General features: G+C 60.0%; 11 protein-coding genes and 2 pseudogenes. 5 read left to right on the top strand and 8 right to left on the bottom strand.

The window, feature by feature from the left end:
* Window positions 1-25: 25 nt before the first annotated feature.
* Window positions 26-1,298 (bottom strand): annotated as a pseudogene (locus tag Q2K57_RS06630) (ISL3 family transposase).
* 29 nt (window positions 1,299-1,327) lie between these two features.
* On the bottom strand, window positions 1,328-2,701 hold the full coding sequence (locus Q2K57_RS06625) for an MFS transporter (protein WP_304526397.1): 1,374 nt from the start codon (window positions 2,699-2,701) through the stop codon (window positions 1,328-1,330).
* 153 nt (window positions 2,702-2,854) lie between these two features.
* Between Q2K57_RS06625 and Q2K57_RS06620 the strand changes: the two genes are divergently transcribed.
* The 3 genes and pseudogenes from Q2K57_RS06620 (at window position 2,855) to Q2K57_RS06610 (ending at window position 4,780) form a co-directional block, all read left to right on the top strand.
* Window positions 2,855-3,124 carry a metal/formaldehyde-sensitive transcriptional repressor gene (locus Q2K57_RS06620; protein ID WP_112055938.1) on the top strand — a complete coding sequence of 90 codons (270 nt, stop codon included), beginning with the start codon at window positions 2,855-2,857 and terminating at the stop codon, window positions 3,122-3,124.
* A gap of 261 nt (window positions 3,125-3,385) precedes the next feature.
* Window positions 3,386-3,745 (top strand): annotated as a pseudogene (locus Q2K57_RS06615) (YkvA family protein); the annotation flags it as partial.
* A 129-nt stretch (window positions 3,746-3,874) separates the two neighbouring features.
* Complete coding sequence (locus Q2K57_RS06610; RefSeq protein WP_112055936.1) at window positions 3,875-4,780, top strand: cation diffusion facilitator family transporter; 906 nt, start codon at window positions 3,875-3,877, stop codon at window positions 4,778-4,780.
* A 388-nt stretch (window positions 4,781-5,168) separates the two neighbouring features.
* Here Q2K57_RS06610 and ybiO read toward each other — a convergent pair whose 3' ends face one another.
* On the bottom strand, window positions 5,169-7,523 hold the full coding sequence (ybiO, locus tag Q2K57_RS06605; RefSeq protein ID WP_304526396.1) for a mechanosensitive channel protein: 2,355 nt from the start codon (window positions 7,521-7,523) through the stop codon (window positions 5,169-5,171).
* A gap of 286 nt (window positions 7,524-7,809) precedes the next feature.
* Between ybiO and Q2K57_RS06600 the strand changes: the two genes are divergently transcribed.
* Window positions 7,810-8,001: a hypothetical protein gene (locus Q2K57_RS06600; protein WP_304526395.1), complete on the top strand. Its 192-nt coding sequence runs from the start codon at window positions 7,810-7,812 to the stop codon at window positions 7,999-8,001.
* 167 nt (window positions 8,002-8,168) lie between these two features.
* Here the strand turns inward: Q2K57_RS06600 and Q2K57_RS06595 are convergent, their stop codons facing one another.
* A complete protein-coding gene (locus Q2K57_RS06595) occupies window positions 8,169-8,720 on the bottom strand; it encodes an ATP-dependent zinc protease (RefSeq protein ID WP_304526394.1) in 552 nt (183 codons plus the stop codon).
* Between the two features lie 673 nt (window positions 8,721-9,393).
* Between Q2K57_RS06595 and Q2K57_RS06590 the strand changes: the two genes are divergently transcribed.
* Entirely contained in the window at window positions 9,394-14,295 is a 4,902-nt protein-coding gene (locus Q2K57_RS06590; protein ID WP_304526393.1) for a type ISP restriction/modification enzyme, read from the top strand.
* A gap of 116 nt (window positions 14,296-14,411) precedes the next feature.
* Here the strand turns inward: Q2K57_RS06590 and Q2K57_RS06585 are convergent, their stop codons facing one another.
* From Q2K57_RS06585 to Q2K57_RS06570, 4 genes are all read right to left on the bottom strand, one after another.
* On the bottom strand, window positions 14,412-14,645 hold the full coding sequence (locus Q2K57_RS06585) for a hypothetical protein (protein ID WP_304526392.1): 234 nt from the start codon (window positions 14,643-14,645) through the stop codon (window positions 14,412-14,414).
* Window positions 14,646-15,311: 666 nt separating this feature from the next.
* The gene (locus tag Q2K57_RS06580; protein WP_304526391.1) at window positions 15,312-17,255 is read right to left on the bottom strand and encodes a DUF927 domain-containing protein; all 1,944 of its coding nucleotides are present in this window, start codon (window positions 17,253-17,255) and stop codon (window positions 15,312-15,314) included.
* A complete protein-coding gene (locus tag Q2K57_RS06575; protein ID WP_304526390.1) occupies window positions 17,245-18,141 on the bottom strand; it encodes a toprim domain-containing protein in 897 nt (298 codons plus the stop codon). Before Q2K57_RS06575 ends, Q2K57_RS06580 begins: the two co-directional genes overlap by 11 nt.
* Window positions 18,134-18,340, bottom strand: coding sequence for an AlpA family transcriptional regulator (locus Q2K57_RS06570; protein ID WP_304526389.1), 207 nt, complete (start codon window positions 18,338-18,340; stop codon window positions 18,134-18,136). The genes Q2K57_RS06575 and Q2K57_RS06570 overlap by 8 nt, the downstream gene beginning before the upstream one ends.
* Window positions 18,341-18,413 lie beyond the last annotated feature (73 nt).

Genomic DNA, 18,413 nt, shown 5'->3' with positions numbered 1-18,413 from the left:
TGATCTCTTCTGAGCCACCAAGACATTAATCCTTCCAAAGGGTTGATAGATCGATGCCGTAGTTCTCCTCAACCTCGAGAAGATCCATGCTGTAGGTCATGGTTGTCCTGCCCAGGAACGGGAATTCCTTGGCCTGTGGTGACTTCATTTTGTGTTTGGTGGTGAAGAGCATCCGGGCTCGCATTACCTCGAATGAGTAGCCCCGGCCATCGCGGTTCTTGTCCTTAGCCAGGCGGTTGATCGACTCCGTGAAGGCGTTGGTGATCGGTATGTCGGTCTCGAAATAGGTCAGCATTTCTTCACGCTAGCTACTGACGGCACTGACGAGATCCTTCCAGACCTCTTCCTGCCTCGTCAATCCAGCGAGCCAGAGCCACCTCGGCATCACGCCGACTGGCGCAGTCCCAAATGTGCTAGAACCGCTCCTTATGCTCGTAGGCTGCCAGGAGCTGAGGGAAGGCTCCTGTCCAAGTCTCCATGATTAGGCGTTCGCGGTCTGAGGCATCGTTTCAGTAGAATCTTCCGGTCGGTCCGTCGCTGGTTGGCCTTCAGTTCCTTCCTGAGGCCCTTGCGAATCTTCTCCAGGGCCTCGTTGGACATCCGCGCGACATGGAACTTATCGACCACGCTGCGAGCCTGTGGCAGTGCCGCCTGGGCAGCGCGGCGGTAGGGCTTCCACATGTCCATGCTGACAATCTCGACCTCGTCGCGGTCGGTCATGCTCATGAGGCGCTTTGTCACCGCCTCCTGCTGGCGACCCGGCAGCAGGTCCAACAGAGTGCGCTCCTCCAGGTTGGTCAGGATGCAGCGGTAGAACCGGTTCAGGTACAGCTCATCAATCCCTAACCAGCGGGGCGTTTAGAAACGGTGCCAAGCCGCAAGGAACTCGGCCTTCTTCTTGAAGTCCGCACGGACGGTCTTCTCTTCAAGGTCCGTGGTATCGGCCAAATAGGCGAAGGGATAGTTGAAGGCCTCCTTCTCGACGTGGCTGTATAACCTCCGGGTCATGCGCTGGTTGTCCACCATCTCGGGGAGCGCTGGGCGGAGTGTCTTTCCGCAGGCTCGGCAAGTGTAGCGGCGACGGACCACCCAAGGTGACTCGCTTGCCGTGGATGGGCAGATCTCGGTAAGCCACATCGCGCTTGCCAAACCTGACGAACTCTCCTTCTACGCCGCACTCCTCGCAGGCCACAGGGACCGGAGCTTCGACCTGAAAGTGGAGATCATGCTCTTCCATCTTTGTGGCCAGGGTGCGGTATTCCGGTAAAGTGAAGGATGTTGTCAGGCAGACTGGTCATGCAAACGTTCCTTGTGCCTCTTTGTCATGTCACGATGGCCATCTCGTGTGATGACCATCGATCACAAAGGCGTGCTGATGCCAGCCTACCGGATGATAGTGGGGATGGCGATGCGGTTCCGGCCCCTCCCAGCCTTCATGCTCATGCTGGTGGTGGTCGTCGAGGTAATGCCGATGGGTGTGCTCCACGGGAGCATGAGCATGCTCAAGCGCCATCGGGTCCCGTGACGGCCAGATACGCGCCGCTAGCGCCGTCGACACCAGCGCGATCGTACCCAGCAGAGCGAAGGTCTCGATTAGGCCCACCTCGGCCCCTACCCAGCCGGCCAGCGGATAGGCCACCAGCCAGCAGCCATGCGACAGCGAGAACTGCGCGGCGAACAGCGCCGGACGGTCCTCGGGGTGACATGACTGCTTGAGCAGGCGTCCGGTGGGCGTCATGACCAGCGAGGCGCCGACGCCCAGCAGGAACCACAGCCCCATCAGGCCGACGAACCCGGGGGCGAGCAGGCCGAGGAACAGGCTCACCGTCATCAACGCGCCGCCCGCGAGCATGATCGGGCGTTCACGGACTCGCTCCAGTACTTTCGGCAGCAGCAGGGCTACCAACATCGAACCGCCTCCGACCGCTGCGAAGGCCATGGCCACCGCCTGCTCGCCCAGTCCCAGGGTAGAGCGGACGTAGACCACGGTATTGACGATCTGCATGGCGCCGGCGGCCGACACCACCATGTTCAGGGCCAGCAGCCCGCGCAGCCGAGGCGTCTTCAGGTAGATCCTCATGCCGTGGGAGACCTTAAGCCACACGCTCGGCGCCTCGTCCTCCGCCGCCTGGGGCGACGGCAACACCACCGAGACCACCAGACCGGCCGAGACCAAGAAGGCCAGGCCGTTGAGCAGGAACAGCACATCGAAGCTCATCACCATCAGCAGCGCCGCGGCCGCCATGGGGCTGAGCAGGTTCTCGAGGTCGTAGGCGAGCCGCGACAGCGACAGCGCTCGGGTGTACTGCCCCTCGTCCTCGAGGAGATCCGGGATCGTCGCCTGGAAGACCGGGGTGAAGCCCGCCGAGGCGGCGTTGAGCAGGAAGATCAGCACATAGATCTGCCAGACCTCGGTGACGAAGGGCAGCGCACAGACCACGGACGCCCGCAGCAGGTCCAGGCAGACCAGCAGGACGCGGCGCGGTAGACGCGAGGCGTAGGCTCCGACTACCGGCGCGATGCCCACATAGGCAACCATCTTGATCGCCAGGGCCGTACCTAAAACGACCCCCGCCTGCCCGGCCGCCAGCTCATGGGCTAGCAGCGCCAAGGCGACGGTGGTTAGGCCGGTACCGACGAGGGCGGTAACCTGAGCCAGAAATAAATGGCGGTAACGACGGTGGCTCAGCACCTGAAGCATGGGACCTCCTCGAGGCGTTGCTGTCGGTTACAGACGGCATGCTGGGATAGAACGATTTATACACATTTACCTTTCTTGCAAGAGCTCATACTACCCCCTAGTATCGATATACTACCACCATGTATAGTTTTCCTTCTCAAAAGAGACAACCACATGCACACGATCAAAGACAAAGCGAAGCTGCTAACTCGTGTTCGACGCATTCAGGGGCAGGCAGCCGCACTGGAAAAGCAACTTGATAAGGAGGGAGATTGCACTGCCGTGCTGCAACAGACCGCTGCGATTCGCGGGGCAGTGAATGGTCTGATGGCAGCCATCATTGAGGGCCACCTGACTGATCACGTCGTCAGGGAGCCCGAGCTGGAGCAGCGGCAACAAGACTTGGATGCGGTGCTACAGGTAATAAAGTCCTACCTCAAGTAGGACAGAAAGAAGCCTGGCACACAGAATACTCAAAATGAATGAGAGTAAAGAGCAAGACCGCCACTTGCTCGAAGAAAAGGCTCAAAGGCACTGGCGCCGGTACCGAGATCACCAGCGCCTAGAGTGATTTCTGTTACGAGACGACTACAGTTATCCGCCCCGGCTTCCTCGCTGTGCTGAGCCCCCCCGGGACACTGGCCATGTTTCTTGTTGGACACCAGTATCGAGTAGAGAAAAGGGCCGATGACAACAAAGCCAATCTCGAACGCCAAACAATGGGTTCGAACGATCAAACGAGATATACACGCCGTCTGGCTTGCCGCTCGTGATCCACGGACTCCATGGCTCGCAAAGGTGTTAGCAGTGGTTGTCGCGGCCTATGCTGTCTCACCCATCGACTTGATCCCCGACTTCATTCCCTTACTCGGCTACGTGGACGACATCATCATTGTGCCACTCGGGATATTGTTGGTGGTGAAACTTATACCACCAGAGGTCATGAACGAGCACCGAGAAACCGCTGACGAAGCCTCTGAACGCCCGGTAAGCCGAATAGCTGCTGGGGTGTTTATCGCTATCTGGATCGTTTTCGCAACCTTCCTGGCAAGACTGTTCTTGTAAATATATCCAACCGAAAAGTGGCAGGTACATCCTGCCTTTTATCAGCGCGGAAAAACGTATCGACCCAATGGCTTGATAGAGAGAGCAGTCCGCTGGGAGTCTCGAGGGCCAATAACGAAGGAAGCATATATGTCAGACCACAATCACAGCCATAGCGGCGGCAAGACCTTGCTGTTCGCACTGGTATTCACCACAGGTTTTGCAGCTATCGAAGTCTTCGGCGGCCTGTTAGCTGATTCTCTTGCTCTGCTATCGGACGCAGGCCACATGTTTACCGATTCATTGTCGTTAGGGATTGGTGCCTTCGCTGCTTGGCTGGCCAAGAAGCCAACATCGCGTCAGCACTCCTTTGGACTCAAGCGCGCGGAAATTCTCGGCGCCCTGTTCAACGTGCTGTTTATGTTCGGGGTGATTGTATTCATTGCCTACGAGGCGATCCGCCGCATGGCAGATACACCAGCAGTTGCCGGTGGCATGGTTTTGGCGATCGGCGGGCTCGGTTTGCTGGTGAATATGGTAGTGGCTTGGGTGCTGATGCGTGGAGAGCAGACCATAAATGTTCGCGGAGCGCTCCTGCACGTGATGGGAGACTTGCTGGGCTCGGTCGCTGCGCTGGTTGCCGGGGCGATCATTTATCTGGGCGGGCCGTCCATTGCTGACCCGGTCCTGTCTCTTTTCGTCAGCCTATTGATTCTGGTGTCCGCGATTCGACTACTGCGTGAGGTGACGCACGTGTTGATGGAAGGTGTGCCAAAAGGAATCGATGCGCATGAAGTTGGCTGCACTCTCGTCCGGGTCGACGGTGTCTGCGCTATCCATGACATGCATATCTGGAGCCTGTCATCAAACAGCCAGGCTCTAGCGGCGCACATTGATGTGGAGGCGATGGGAAGATGGGAAGAGATACTGCCGCAACTGCAAAAGATATTGCGGGAGCGCTTCGATATTGAGCACAGCACTCTACAACCTGAGGATGCCGTTATCCGCCAAGCTTGTGATGCCGATCCCGATTGCGGGGCGGGTAATTTGAGTTAGGTAGACAATCGCCAGTGGGCCCCACCTGGGCTGCACCTAGCAGCACCAATAACTGCGGCTCCGCTTGATACCCATTACGTTTGTCCCCTTGGGGAGTAGTCTGCTTCTCAACCGCTCAGGAGCGCCCGTATCAACACTCTCGGCAACCTGCCGTGGTGCGGACACCTTTCGGTTGGCGAGACCATTGGCATATCCACGCCAAAGCCGGACGTGTGGATATGTCGTGGCCTCTATGCCCGGCTTGAAGTGTTTATGAATCCGTTCTCGATAGTAATGCTCGGACTTGCCATGGCTACCGGTGCTTTTGCCGCCGCTGTCGGTAAAGGGCACAAAAAAAGGGCCACCCGAGGGTGGCCCTGCATCGATCCTTGATCTATCCGAGTCAGGATCAGGACTCGTCGTTCTCGCCTCGGTAGTCGACCGCGGGAATCGATCCTTTGCCTTGCTCCACCGGCTGCTCATCGTGAGACTCGTCGTCTGTGTCGGCACTGGACCGGCGCTTAGCACGGCCTTCCAGGACGCGGATGTTGCCGGCCGGCGAAGAGCCGTCCTTGTCCTCGCCGAAGTAAAGCGTGGTGTGCGGGAAGGGAATCTCGATGCCCGCGGCGTCGAAGTGCATCTTGACCAGGCGGTTGTAGGCACGGCCGGTGGCCCACTGGGTGCCCGGTGTGGTCTTCAGGCGCACGCGGATATTCACCGAGCTGTCGGCCAGGGCGATGACGCCGGCGACTTCCAGCGGGGCGAGCAGGTTCTGCTTGTGATCGTCGCTGGCGGCCAGTTCCTCGAAGGCTTCCTTCAGGCACTCGATCGCCTCGTCGATGCTCTCGCGATAGGCGATGCCGTATTCGCCGACGTGGTAGGCGAATTCACGCATGTAGTTGGACACGGTATCGACGCTGGAGAAGGGCACGATGTGGTAGGTGCCGGACAGGTCGCGGATGCCCACCGAGCGGATGCTCAGGCGTTCTGCGGTGCCGGTGACGCCACCCACGGTGACCACGTCGCCGGTATTCATGGCGTTTTCCACCTGGATGAACACCCCGGTGATGATGTCCTGTACCAGCTTCTGGGCACCGAAACCGATGGCCAGACCCAGCACCCCGGCACCCGCGATCAGCGGGCCGATATTGATGCCGATCTCGGACAGCGCAATCATCAGCGTCATGGCAATGATGGTGATGGCCAGGGCGTTACGGAACAGGCTCAGCAGCGTCTGGGCGCGGGCTGTGGGTTCGCCGCTGCCGGTTTCCGGGTTAAGGCGGTGCTCGATCAGACTGGCGAGCCCGACCCACAGGGCCATGGCCACGGTCACGATCAGCAGCACGCTGATGACCTTGGCGACCAGGCCGCGGCCGAGGTCAGTGGCATACCAGCCGGCCAGGTCGAAGATGCCCCAGGCGCTGGCAGCGATCATGACCACCGTGATCAGGATCAGCGCCCGGACCACTCGCAGCAGGTTGGGCACGTAGGCATTGAGACGCGTCTCAAGCAGCGGCAGCTTGCGCTTGAGGTCTTCCGGCAGGCGAATGCGCTTGCCGATGGTCTGGGTCAGCAGGCTGGAGACCAGCATGCCAGCGCCGACTACCGCGAGTGTCTGCAGGGTAGCGAGCATCACGAAGGGCAGCGCATCTTCCGGGCGGGTGAAGGTCAGCACCAGCACCATCAGGAAGTAGGCGATCGCCAGCAGATGCCATACGCGGGCAAACAGCTTCAGCGAGACCCGGGTGGCACTCATGGTGGCCTTGGCGGCTTGGGCATCGATGCCATCGCGCAGACGCTGACGATTCTTGAGCACCACGCCTACCGCGTAAATGAAGGCACCGATCATGATCAGGGTGCCCACACCCTGGCCGAGGGCCGGCGACAGGTAGTAGTTGAGTAGCGGTACCACCACCATCAGGCCGTAGCCGACCAGGCCGATCAGGCGGGCGATCCAGCGGTTCCAGTAGCTCGCTTCTTCAGCCGCGATGGGCAGCAGGCGCAGTCCCTCGTAGCGAGAGGCGAACAGCATGCGTACCCCGGCCTTGAGCAACTCGATAATCAGGAAGGCATTGAGGAACAGCGAGGCTCGGGTCGACAGCTCGCCGCTCTCGCCGATGGCGAAAGTGGCCAGCAGGTTGCCGCCCACATAGGCCAGGGCAATCACCAGCACGTCGACGATGGCGGCGATCGCCACGGCCAGCACCAGCCGCAGCACTGGCGTCATGCCTGTGCCCTGCTGGGACCAGCGGCCGATCGATGAGAAGGCCGGCCGTGCCAGGCGCCTGAGTGCAACGAACAGCACGAAGGCGGCGATGATCACCAGCCCCAGGTTCAGCGCCGCCGAGTTGAAGGCGTCCATGTCAAAGGGCTGTCCAGTACCTGCTCCCTGGAAAATGCCGCTGAGAGCCGCCGCGAGCCCCTCAAGCTGACTGCCGATCTCGCTGGCGACAGTGCTGGTCAGTTCGGCCAGCTGGCGCGGCAGCGAGGCTGCATTGGCCTCCTGCCCGCTGGGGGCCTGATTGGCGGCGGTCTCGGCGCTTGAGTCGGCTGCTGCCTGAACGTTTTCCTGAGCGTTGTTAGCCATGCCGCGCAGTTGATCGATCAACTGGGTGCGGGTTGCCTCGTTCTCGAGCAGGTCAGCCAACGTGGAATAGGCGGGCGCTTCGGTGGGTGGGCTCTCTTGAGCCTGTGCCGGCAAGCCGAACAGCATCAATGCCGTCAGCAGCCAGGCCATCAAGGGTAGCAGTCGCAATTTCAGCACACATGCCTCCATGTAATGGTGTGAATGATGGGGGGCGCTCGACGGCGCTTAGCTTGGCATCACAGCATGCGCTGAGGTGAGTCACAAGGTGTTGCCTGTCATGCCTGGGTCATGCAGTTCCGCTATAAAAGTCGCCAGATTGGCGCCAGTTGAGGGGTATCATCTCATGATAAACCCCTTGTTATACAGAGATTGTACATCGTGCAATCGATCGTGCACTATATAATACCAGAAGTCGCAGACGCAGGAGGCGCGCGACGCATCACGTCATCAGGAGGAAAGCGGTATGTTGGACGTTCGTCTGGAGCTGGAATGTTCGCTGTGCGGTGCCCAGCACTTTCGAATTCCCACGCGCGAGGAAGATCGGCAAGTGGTGACCTGTGCACGCTGCCATAGCGTCAAATGCCGGGCAGATGACCTGGAATGGCGCATGGCTCAGGCCAGCGAGATGCGTCGAGAGGCACTCCTGGCCAGTTGAATTGTCGGCCCGCTTGGCGTCCGGCGCTAGGGCCTCTCAGTCAAGATCGCCCAAGAGAGACATCTTTCCCAGTCGTTTCCGACAAGCAGTTTTTGGCAAGCAAGCAGTACCTTCAGCTGTACCTTCTACCACCCGCATGCGGGTGGTTTTTTTTGCCTGCCGGCTCGCTACTTCTCGTCGGCGTAGGGCACTGTCTTGGAGTCCGCGTCGCAGCCAGGATCGCTGAGGAAGGTCTTGTCGACATCCAGCACACCCAGGTGGCTGATGGTGCGACGACCAAGCAGCACTGGGTAATTCATCTTGCTGCGATTACGCAGGCTGAAGTCTTCCTCATAGCGCGTATCGCCAAGGCAGATCGTCATGATGACGGTGGGGCGGCGCGAGGTGCCGCCGGCGCCGCGCAGCAAGAGATTGCGATTAACCGGCCGTTCGAGGGTCTTTTCAAAGAGCTCGCCTGTTTCTTCATCTTCGAGTTCGAGGCGAAAGCGCACCCAGTCTTCACCGTCCTTCTCGAAGCGTTCGATGTCGCGGGCATCCAGCGACGAGGTCAGCGCGCCGCTATCGAGCTTGGCCTTTACCTCGACCCCCCAGGGTTCGACAAATGCCTTTTCAACCCAGCCGAAGACCGGCTGATCGGTGGTTTCCTGCGCAAGTGCCGGCGTCAGGGTGGTTGTGGCCAGCAGGGCGGCCAATGACAGGTGGCGCATCAAGGCAAACATCGAGCCTCCTCGGCATGGTCTAGACGCAGTGAGAGTAAATCAAAGCGTGATGGTTCCACTGCCAGCGGCCTAGAGCAAGCCCCAGTCCATATGCAAAAGCGGCAGTGATGGTGCCGGTTGCCGATTGAGCGGCTTTTTCTGATGTTGAGAGAGCCGCTAGGAGGGGGTATGCAGAGGTGACAGGAGCGCGCCGACACGCAGTTGCACTGAGTGCCGTCGGAAACGAAAAAAGCCACCCGGTCGGGTGGCTTTTCTCTAGTGTTGGTGGAGGCGGCGTCCAACTAAAAAAGCATATAATATATTGATTTTAAAAATTTATTTATATTAATTGATGGTCCTGTGCCCCCAAATATGCCCCCTTGGGGACGTTTCTGCCCTCGTTTCTGACTCCTCGCCAATTCCTACTTTTCCCTACTTGGCTTCCCAGCAGCGCTAGCCGTTGCTCGACATGATGCATGTATCCGAAACTTTGATCGCCCAATCGTCCGGTTCATTTGCCTTGGCAATAGAGCATCATAGGGAAGCGCCTTATCGGCCACAACCTAGCTCCTCGGTTAGCAGCGGACCTATCGCTAGGAGGAAGTGAGATAAGAATCTTCCAGTTACTGCCTGTGCTGCCCTGCTTTGGTAGCCTTGGCCCACACCTTATTCCCCGGCCGGAAAGAATATCGCTATGAGTGCAGACCTACATGACCTGCTGGAGCGCTACCGCCAGCATGCCCGTACCCCTCGTGAACTCGGAACCTACTTTGAGGAGCTGGTACAGGCCTGGATAGAGCACGATGACGTGCAGCGTCAGCAGTATGACCAGGTATGGACCTATGCCGATTGGGTCGAGCATGTCGGTAGTGGGGCATCGTTTCAGGACACTGGCATCGATTTGGTGGCACGCATCCGAGGTAACGAGGACCACTATTGCGCGATCCAGTGCAAGTTCTATAGCCGCTCCCACCGCCTGCAACGCGGGGATATCGACTCCTTCATCAGCGTCTCGGGCCGTGCCCCCTTCGTTGAGCGCTTGATTATCGACACCACCGATATGGCACCTGGGAAGAATGTCGAGGCTTTACTCAGTGACGCCGATCAGTACATCCCCACCCGCCGCATCGGCCTGCGCGACCTTCAGGAAAGTCGTATCGACTGGTCGCTGTTCGCTCAATCCGGAAAAGTGACGCTGCGTTCCCGCAAGACGCTGCGCCCCGATCAGCAGGAAGCGCTGGAGGAAGTGGGAAGAGGGTTGGCCACGGCGGATCGGGGCAAACTGATCATGGCCTGCGGCACCGGTAAAACTTTTACCAGTCTGCGTATTGCCGAACACCTGGCCGGTCAAGGCAAGCGGGTGCTATTCATGGTGCCCTCGCTAGCGCTGATGTCTCAGACGGTGACGGAATGGAGCCAGGATGCCGAAGTTGAACTGCGCTCCTTTGCTGTCTGTTCGGATGCCCATGTAGGCAAGCGTAAACGCTCGGACGACGTGGCCGACCTCCAACAGCATGATCTGACTTTCCCAGCGACGACCCATGCCGAGACACTGGCGCGTGAAGCCTCGTCCGCATCGCCGGATGCCATGACGGTCGTATTCGCGACCTACCAATCCATACAGGCGGTCAGTGATGCTCAGGGGTACGGGCTGCCTGAGTTCGACCTGATCATCTGTGATGAAGCACACCGCACGACCGGTGTGACGTTGGCAGGTGAAGATGACTCCAACTTCGTTCGGATTCACGACAATGCTCATGTGGCAGGTCGAAAACGCCTCTATATGACCGCCACTCCTCGTATTTTCGGCGAACAGGCGCGTAGCAAGGCCGACGAGCATGGCGCAGCACTCTGCGATATGGATGACGAGTCCCTGTTTGGAAAGGTGCTGTTCCATCGGGGATTTGCCTGGGCGGTTGAAAACAACCTCCTCACGGACTATCGCGTCATCGTACTGGCTATGGATGAAAACCTGGTCAGCAGCGGTGTACAGAGCCTGCTATCGGAAGATAACGAGCTTCGCCTGGACGATGCCTCACGGATGGTGGGCTGCTATAAGGCCCTGTTGAAGGAAGGAGCTGGCCTGCGGGATCAGAACCCCATGCGACGTGCCTTGGCCTTCTGTCGCGATATCAAGTCATCCCAGTTGATGGCCGAGCAGTTCACACCTGTAATCGAGGAGTATCACCAGCACAGCTTCGGTGACGACCCCCTGCCGCTGAGCTGCGAGGTGCAGCACGTCGATGGAACTTATGATGCACGCTCGCGTAATCAGTTGCTGGACTGGCTCAAGGGTGACAGCGAAAGCAACGAGTGCCGCATCCTGAGCAATGCCCGTTGTCTGTCCGAAGGCGTGGATGTGCCGGCACTCGACGCCATCATGTTCCTGCACCCGCGGCGTTCTACGATTGACGTGGTGCAGTCCGTGGGGCGCGTCATGCGCCGAGCTCCCGACAAGCAGATGGGATATGTCATTCTGCCTATTGGGGTGCCGAGCGGCCTGACGCCGGAAGAGGCGCTTAACGATAACGAGCGCTACAAGATCGTCTGGCAGATTCTCAATGCCCTGCGTGCCCATGATGAACGTATGGATGCAACCATCAACCGCGCCGGCCTGGGCGAAGATGTTTCCGATAACCTGGAGATTATCGGCGTCAATCAGGAATTGGATGCCATCACTCAGGTCAGCGATAGCCTTCCAACACGTTCCACTGGCACATCGGAGCGTACCGATATCGGTGGGCATGGCGGCACCGACCCACAGCCGGATAATGATGCAGCGGATCAGATTCGCGAGCAGGTTGGCCTTCAGTTCAATGAAGAAGTCAGCAAGGCCATCATCGCCCGCATCGTCAAGAAATGCGGCACACGAGACTACTGGGAAGACTGGGCAGGGGATATCGCCGATATTGCCCGCCGCCATATTACTCGTATCGAAACTACACTGGCCGATGATCACGGCGTGGCTCGCCAGGCATTCAATGCCTTTCTGAGCGAGCTTCGCGACGACTTGAACGAGGCCATCACGGAAACCGAGGCAGTAGAAATGCTGGCTCAGCATCTCATTACCCGCCCGGTTTTCGAGGCCCTGTTCGAGGGCCACGAATTCACACGTAATAATCCTGTATCGCAGGGAATCCAGAAGGTGCTCGATGCCCTGGACGAGCATAACCTGGCCAAGGAATCTGATTCCCTGACCAAGTTCTATGAGAGTGTCCACCGGCGAGCTCAAGGTGTGCAGTCATCAGAAGGAAAGCAGCGCCTGATTAGCGAGCTTTACGATAAGTTCTTCCGGGGGGCCTTCCCACGCCTGACCGAACGCCTAGGGATCGTCTACACGCCGCCCGCTGTAGTGGATTTTATGCTCCATTCGGTGAATGACGTACTCCAGCAGGAATTCGGCCAGACCCTGGGCAATCAGGGCGTGCATATCATCGACCCCTTCACCGGCACGGGCACTTTCATCACCCGACTGATGCAATCAGGGCTGATACGCTCCAACGAGCTGGCGCACAAATACCGCCATGAGATTCATGCCAATGAAATCGTCCTGTTGGCCTATTACATCGCCGCCATCAATATCGAAGCCGTATATCACGAGTTGAATAGCGGTGAATATGAGCCTTTCGAAGGCATCTGCCTGACCGATACCTTCCAGATGTACGAAAGTGACGACCAGATCGCCGGGCTGCTGGAAGACAACTCGGAACGCCGCAAGCGCCAGAAGGCGCTGGATATCCGCGTCATCATGGGCAACCCGCCTTATTCGTCCGGCCAGGACAGCGCCAACGATAATAACGCCAATATCGGTTACCCGCGGCTTGACCGGTCAATTCGTGAATCCTATGCGATACGCTCCAACGCTACCAATAAGAACTCACTGTATGACAGCTATATCCGTGCCATCCGCTGGGGGAGCGACCGCCTCGGCAAGGATGGCGGTGTCATGGCTTATGTAACCAACGCAGGCTGGCTGGACGGCAACGCCATGGATGGCCTGCGTCAGTGCCTGGCCGAAGAATTCAGCAGCCTTTATATCTTCCACTTGCGGGGCAATCAGCGAACCAGCGGCGAACAGTCGCGCAAGGAAGGGGGCAAGATTTTCGGCTCGGGCAGCCGCGCGCCCATCGCCATCACGCTATTCGTCAAGAATCCGCAGTCCAGTGATTGTGGCAAGATCCACTTCCACGACATTGGTGATTACCTGAGCCGTGAAGACAAGCTCAAGACCATCAGCAATCTGCGTAGCATCAAGGGCATCGAAGAGCTCCATGGCTGGACGACCATTGAGTCGAACGAATACGGCGACTGGCTGAATCCGCGCGATGACAGCTTCAGTGATTTTATCCTGATGGGGGATAAGAAGAACAAGGACGAAACACAGCTCTTCAGGAACTACTCTCGTGGAGTCATGACAGGGCGCGATGCCTGGTGCTACAACGCCTCCCCGGTCAGAGCCGAAGATAATATGCGGCGCATGATCGACTTCTATAACAGCGAGGTAGGTCGCTACGCGGAAGCTGGCGGGAAAAACGCTGGCCTCAAGGTCAACGACTTTATAGATACCGACCCCACCCAGATAAGTTGGGATCATGCCCAAAAGGTCGGCGTTGAGCGTGGTCGCTACGGAAGTTTTGAAGATGGCGCTATCGTCAAAAGCGTTTATCGCCCGTTCACCAGCTCATACCTTTACTTCAGCAACTTCTTCAACACCCGTACTTACCAAATGCCAAAGCTCTTCCCGACGCCGGAGGCTAGCAATCGGGTGATTTCTATCACTGGAGCAGGCAGTAGAGAATTTTCTGCCCTAATGTTCTCTGCTATACCCGACCTCAATATGATGGCTGCTGGTTGCCAATCATTTCCTCTAAAGCTCTATGAGCCTGCCAAGCAGCATCGTGACGACCTCTTCGGTGATGAGGATAATTCGCCTGCCGGCTTTACCGCTCAGGATGGCATCACCGATGAAGGGCTGGCGCATTTCCAGAATGCCTATCCAGGCCAGGCCATCAGCAAGGAAGATGTCTTCTACTACATCTATGGCTTGCTGCATTCACCGGAGTACCGTGAGCGTTACCAGAACAACCTGTCGGTGCAGTTGCCACGCATCCCATGTGTCAGTACCTATGAGGCATTCCGCCACTTCTCCAATGCTGGACGTGAACTCGCTGACCAACATGTCGATTTCGAAGCCGTGACACCCTATGAGCTAGAGTTCGAGGTTTCCGGCGGGCGTGATCTTGCCGAGCTGACGCCATATGAGCTGCGTGTGAATAAACCCTGGAGGTTCGGCAAGAAGGGCAAGGAAAAGGACAAGACAGTCGTCAAATACAACGACCTGATCACCCTGAAGGGTGTGCCGCTTGAAGCTTATGATTACGTCGTCAATGGTAAACCAGCGCTGGAATGGGTGATGGAACGTCAGCGCGTCAAGGAAGACAAGAACAGCGGTATCGTCAACGATGCCAATGATTACGCCGTCGAAACTATGGGCGACCCTGCCTACCCGCTCAAACTTTTCCAGCGCATCGTCACCGTCAGCCTGGAAACCATGCGGATCGTTCGGGGGTTGCCTACCTTGGATATCCAGAAGTGAGCCGTCGCTGACCGCGCCTTAATGACGGGGCCATGGTGGCCCCGTTGGCGATAATTTGGTTATCAGGGATTTCTCCAGGTCAGGTGCTATCGGTGTCGTGTCGTCCTGCAGGGCATTCACCATGCCGGCAGGGTCTTCAGGCGGACCCGGACGAAACCAGCCAGCGTGCCACCAGGCATCCGGAAGTCGATCTCCTTCAGCACCGCCGCGGAGCCCATCAGGGCGTCTTGGTCGGGCTCATGCTCCAGGATGGCCAGCACATGCTCGGCTTCGGGCATGGTGTTGGCCCTCATGCTATGCAGGCTGGCCAGCAGGCGGGCAGCTTCTCGGGTTACGTCATCGGTGCTCATGGGTGGCCCTCCCGAATCAGGCGGTTGGCGGCGTGTCTGCCGGCGTTCGCCTGGCGATGCGGGGCGGGCTCGGCACTAGCAACGTTCATCCATGCCTCGACATACCGATGGGCCAGGCGCATGGCCTCGGCAGCCGGTAGCCCTGACAGGTGCTGCATCAGATACCGGCAGTCATCCGGCACCAGCTCCAATGGCGGGCGATATGCGCCAGCCACGGCGCCAGCGGCTCGACATTGGTGGCCGGTGCCGCCGGTCAGGGTATGCCGGCCATACCGCCTTGGCGGCTTCCAGGGCCTTGTGGCTGGACGGCAGCCGGCGCACTTGCCGGCGGGCGCTCGTCAGGTCCGGCGCCATCTCTAAGGCGTCGTCTATCACTGCCACCAGCTCGGCACGCACTCGCCAGCCCAGCGGCATCAGCCGCGCCCGGACTTGTGCCGCCAGCTCGAGGCCAAAGTCGCGCCCGGCATCGCTCAGGGCAGCCAGCAGCGTCTCGACCTAGTTTGTCGGGGCATCTAACCGGCCTTCCTTCATTTCGTGATGTCCACGGTGTCCACCATGTCCACATGGCTCAACCATGCGGGTTGCAGGCTGGACATGGGATGGACATTCGGTGTCCGGGGGGTGTCCACTGGCCACCGGAAAAAGCGCGGTAAGCGTCATCCAGGCTCATACCGCTGCCTCCTCACCATCGGTGGGCCGGACAGCGTAGAAGCGACCACGACGCCCGCTGAGTTGAACGCGAACCGAACGCGCATTGGCCTCTCGCTCGGCGATCCAGCCGGCGGCTTCCAGAGCATCCAGGCCGCGCTTCAGGTCAAAGCCGCCCAGCGCCTCTGTCAGTCCTCCGGTCGTGAACAGGTAGGCACGCCCTTGGGCGTCTTCGCGCCACCAGCCGGCGCGGTTGTAGACGGCGGGGGTATGCGCGGGATCGGCATCTATGCTGCTGAACCGGGCATCGCCATGACGCTCGATGAAGTCGCCCACGTTGGCCAATATCTGTTCGTGCTCCGTGCGCACGCCGCCTTGCCCGGCGGACCACGTTCGGAATGCCTCCACAGCGGCGGCCATGGCCTCGCCCTGCTTCCATCCGACCAGTCCATACTCGGTGGCCAGCTCGCCGGCCAGGCCGATCAGCGCCAGCACCTTGGCGGCTCGCCCTTGCAGCGGGTGGGGCGTGGTGAAGCCGTCGAGTTGAGCGAAGCGGTCTACCTCTCCGGCCAGATCGCGCTCCTCGACCACCAACCGCTCGATGAAGGCGGGGCCAAGGTGGCCATAGTGGTGCGTCACTTCCGTTTTCAGGTGATCCGCGAAGGCGCGGCCATCCGCCAGGTGATGCAGGTCATCGAAGGCGCCATGCTGGCGCGTGGCGGGAATGTCTAGCAGGCGGACCATTTGCCCGGCCTTGGGCCGCTTGCCGGCCTCGCTCATGTGGGCGGCCAGGGTATGCTCGCCGCTGCTCAGTACCGCGATGCGCCAGCGGTGGGGACGCCGGGCGCTGCCGGTGCGAGTGGCTCGGGCCTTGCCGGTGCCGTTGCCCAAGGCGTAGACGGTGGCGCCGACCTCCCGGCCATCGGCCTCGCCGATCTCGTCCAATACCAGCGCTGTGTCGCTCAGGGCGGCGGCGATGCCTTCCAGGCCGTTGCCGGTGGCCCGCCAGGTGCGCTTGAACTCAGGGCTCCCCCAACTGCTGGCGGCTACCTCCAGGGCGGTGGTCTTGCCGTTCGAGGAATCGCCCACCAGATGAATGCCGGCGGTCTGCCTATGCGTCAGGTATAGCAGTGGCCCGGCCAGGGCAGCGGACACCGCCAGCACCAGCAGCGGGTTGCCGCTGCATAGGGTGCCCACGTGCTGGCGCCAGCTCTCCAGGCTGCCGGCGGTGGCATAGTCGCCTTGCCCGGCGTGCTCGCTCTGGAAGGTGATGCGACTGCCCAGCGCCCCGGTGGCGATGCTTCGGCGCGGCATGACGAACACACGGCCTTCCTCCAGTTGGTGCCATCCGACGCGGGTGGCGGCGATGACGCGGGCCTCGGGCGTCGCCTGGGCGAGCCACTTATTCAGGCGCCGATGGGCGTCCGGGTTGATCCTCACGCCCATGTCCAGCAGCTCGCCGCGCAGTTCCTCGCCATTACCCTTCAGCAGCCGTTGGGGCATGGCCCACTCCCGCCGGGCGCCATAGGGAGGGGTGAACCACAACAGCAGACCGTGATTGTCTCCGCGCTCATCATGGGTGGCGGCCAGGCACTCGATGGGACTGCATACCCACTCGTCGAACGGCTCGGGGTCATTATCGCCCTTGGGCTGGTGCTGTCCGTGGTAATACAGTCCCGGTGGGCCGTACTGCGTGCGGGTCAGATACGTGGCAAAGCTCGGGCGCTTCGGCTCCCTTACTGCCTCCGGCTCGCCTTTCTCGGGGCTTTCCTCATGGGCGAGTGGACATGCGACCACGCCAGATGTCCGCATGGTGTCCGCGCTGGAGCCTCCGTGGTTGTTGGCCTTGGACACCGTGGACATGGTGGACACCTCATTTTGCAGGTGTCCGGGGCCTCTCTCCGCTTCTGGCGCTGTCGAGCCGCCGAACAGGTCGAGGGTATCGGTGTAGTCAGTCGTCATGGTGGGCACCTCCTCCCCGGCACTGGCGAACGTCGGCAAAGTCGGTACACGCATCGCAGCCGTCGCAGAACGACGGCATCAGCAGGCGGGCGCCGATGGCCAGGGCAGCATGGCGAGCCGCGACGCGGCCCTTGTTGGGCAGCCCCTGGGCCGGCAGGTGGCGGTCATCGTCACCGCCGATGGCGATGGCCACTTCCTCGGGCAGTCGCTGACGCAGGTGCCGGGCGACCGGGGCCAGGTTGTCGGCGTTGCGGGCGACCACGACCGGGCAACCCATGGCCTCATGCAAGGCGGCAGCCGTTGACCAGCCCTCGACCACCAGCACATGCCCAGCACCAGCCAGATGACCGATCAGGCTGAACACGCCCCGGGTGCGACCGCCCGGCAGGGGCCGCTTACTGCCATCGGGAAAGATGCGTTCCAGGTTGACCAGCTCACCGTCGCAGAACAGCGGCATCAGCAGCATGTCACCGCGCTGGCGCAGGTTGTAGGGCGGCAGGCACTTGGCCGTCAGGTAGGGAAAAGCAGAGTCAGCGGGACGAGACTGCGCCCACCAGCGGGCCGCCCGTGTCTGAGCCTCGGCTTCCCGCTGCCGACGTTCCCGATCGCGCCGGTCTCGTGCCCGCATGGCCTCCAGTCGGGCCGCCGCTGCCGCCTCGGGATCGTGGGGGCCGTCCAGGGTGACGGTTTCGGTCAGATCCATGTGCCAGATGCCAAAGGACGCTGCCTCGGGCGAGTGGATGCGATACCAGCCGTTGGCATGGCCCTTGGGCTTGTCCGGGGTGTCGAATCGCTCGAAGCGCCCGGACGCCTTGGGCACTAGTGTCACGCCGTACTGGGCCAATGCCTCGGCCAGCGCGGCCTCGATAGTACGCAGCTCAGGCATCACTACCTCCTAAACTGCTGGGACGCTCACAGATACGGTGGGCAATCCACTCGTCAATTTCGTGTTCCACCCACGCTACGTTCCGGGAGCTCACCTGAACTGGAGCTGGAAACTGTCCGGCGTCAATCAGCCGATAAAGAGTTGAATTGCTGATGGCACAGCGGTGTAGGACCTCGGCTCGACGAATCAAGTTTTTCATAAAGTGCGTCCTTACTATACTAATAGTGGGGAGTTAGCCGTCTTTCATGGCTCTTCAATTCATAAGGGGCTAC

Origin of the sequence: Halomonas sp. I5-271120 (assembly GCF_030553075.1) — a bacterium.
Classification (GTDB): domain Bacteria; phylum Pseudomonadota; class Gammaproteobacteria; order Pseudomonadales; family Halomonadaceae; genus Onishia; species Onishia taeanensis_A.
This window is presented reverse-complemented; position numbering and strand designations above follow the sequence as displayed.

Excerpts from the sequence above, each read along its gene's own strand:
- Q2K57_RS06575 (WP_304526390.1), bottom strand. The coding sequence starts at position 18,141 with ATGCCTGAGCTGCGTACTATCGAGGCCGCGCTGGCCGAGGCATTGGCC.
- Q2K57_RS06600 (WP_304526395.1), top strand. The coding sequence starts at position 7,810 with ATGTTGGACGTTCGTCTGGAGCTGGAATGTTCGCTGTGCGGTGCCCAG.
- Q2K57_RS06570 (WP_304526389.1), bottom strand. The coding sequence starts at position 18,340 with ATGAAAAACTTGATTCGTCGAGCCGAGGTCCTACACCGCTGTGCCATC.
- Q2K57_RS06590 (WP_304526393.1), top strand. The coding sequence starts at position 9,394 with ATGAGTGCAGACCTACATGACCTGCTGGAGCGCTACCGCCAGCATGCC.
- Q2K57_RS06610 (WP_112055936.1), top strand. The coding sequence starts at position 3,875 with ATGTCAGACCACAATCACAGCCATAGCGGCGGCAAGACCTTGCTGTTC.
- Q2K57_RS06585 (WP_304526392.1), bottom strand. The coding sequence starts at position 14,645 with ATGAGCACCGATGACGTAACCCGAGAAGCTGCCCGCCTGCTGGCCAGC.
- Q2K57_RS06625 (WP_304526397.1), bottom strand. The coding sequence starts at position 2,701 with ATGCTTCAGGTGCTGAGCCACCGTCGTTACCGCCATTTATTTCTGGCT.
- Q2K57_RS06595 (WP_304526394.1), bottom strand. The coding sequence starts at position 8,720 with ATGTTTGCCTTGATGCGCCACCTGTCATTGGCCGCCCTGCTGGCCACA.
- Q2K57_RS06620 (WP_112055938.1), top strand. The coding sequence starts at position 2,855 with ATGCACACGATCAAAGACAAAGCGAAGCTGCTAACTCGTGTTCGACGC.
- Q2K57_RS06580 (WP_304526391.1), bottom strand. The coding sequence starts at position 17,255 with ATGACGACTGACTACACCGATACCCTCGACCTGTTCGGCGGCTCGACA.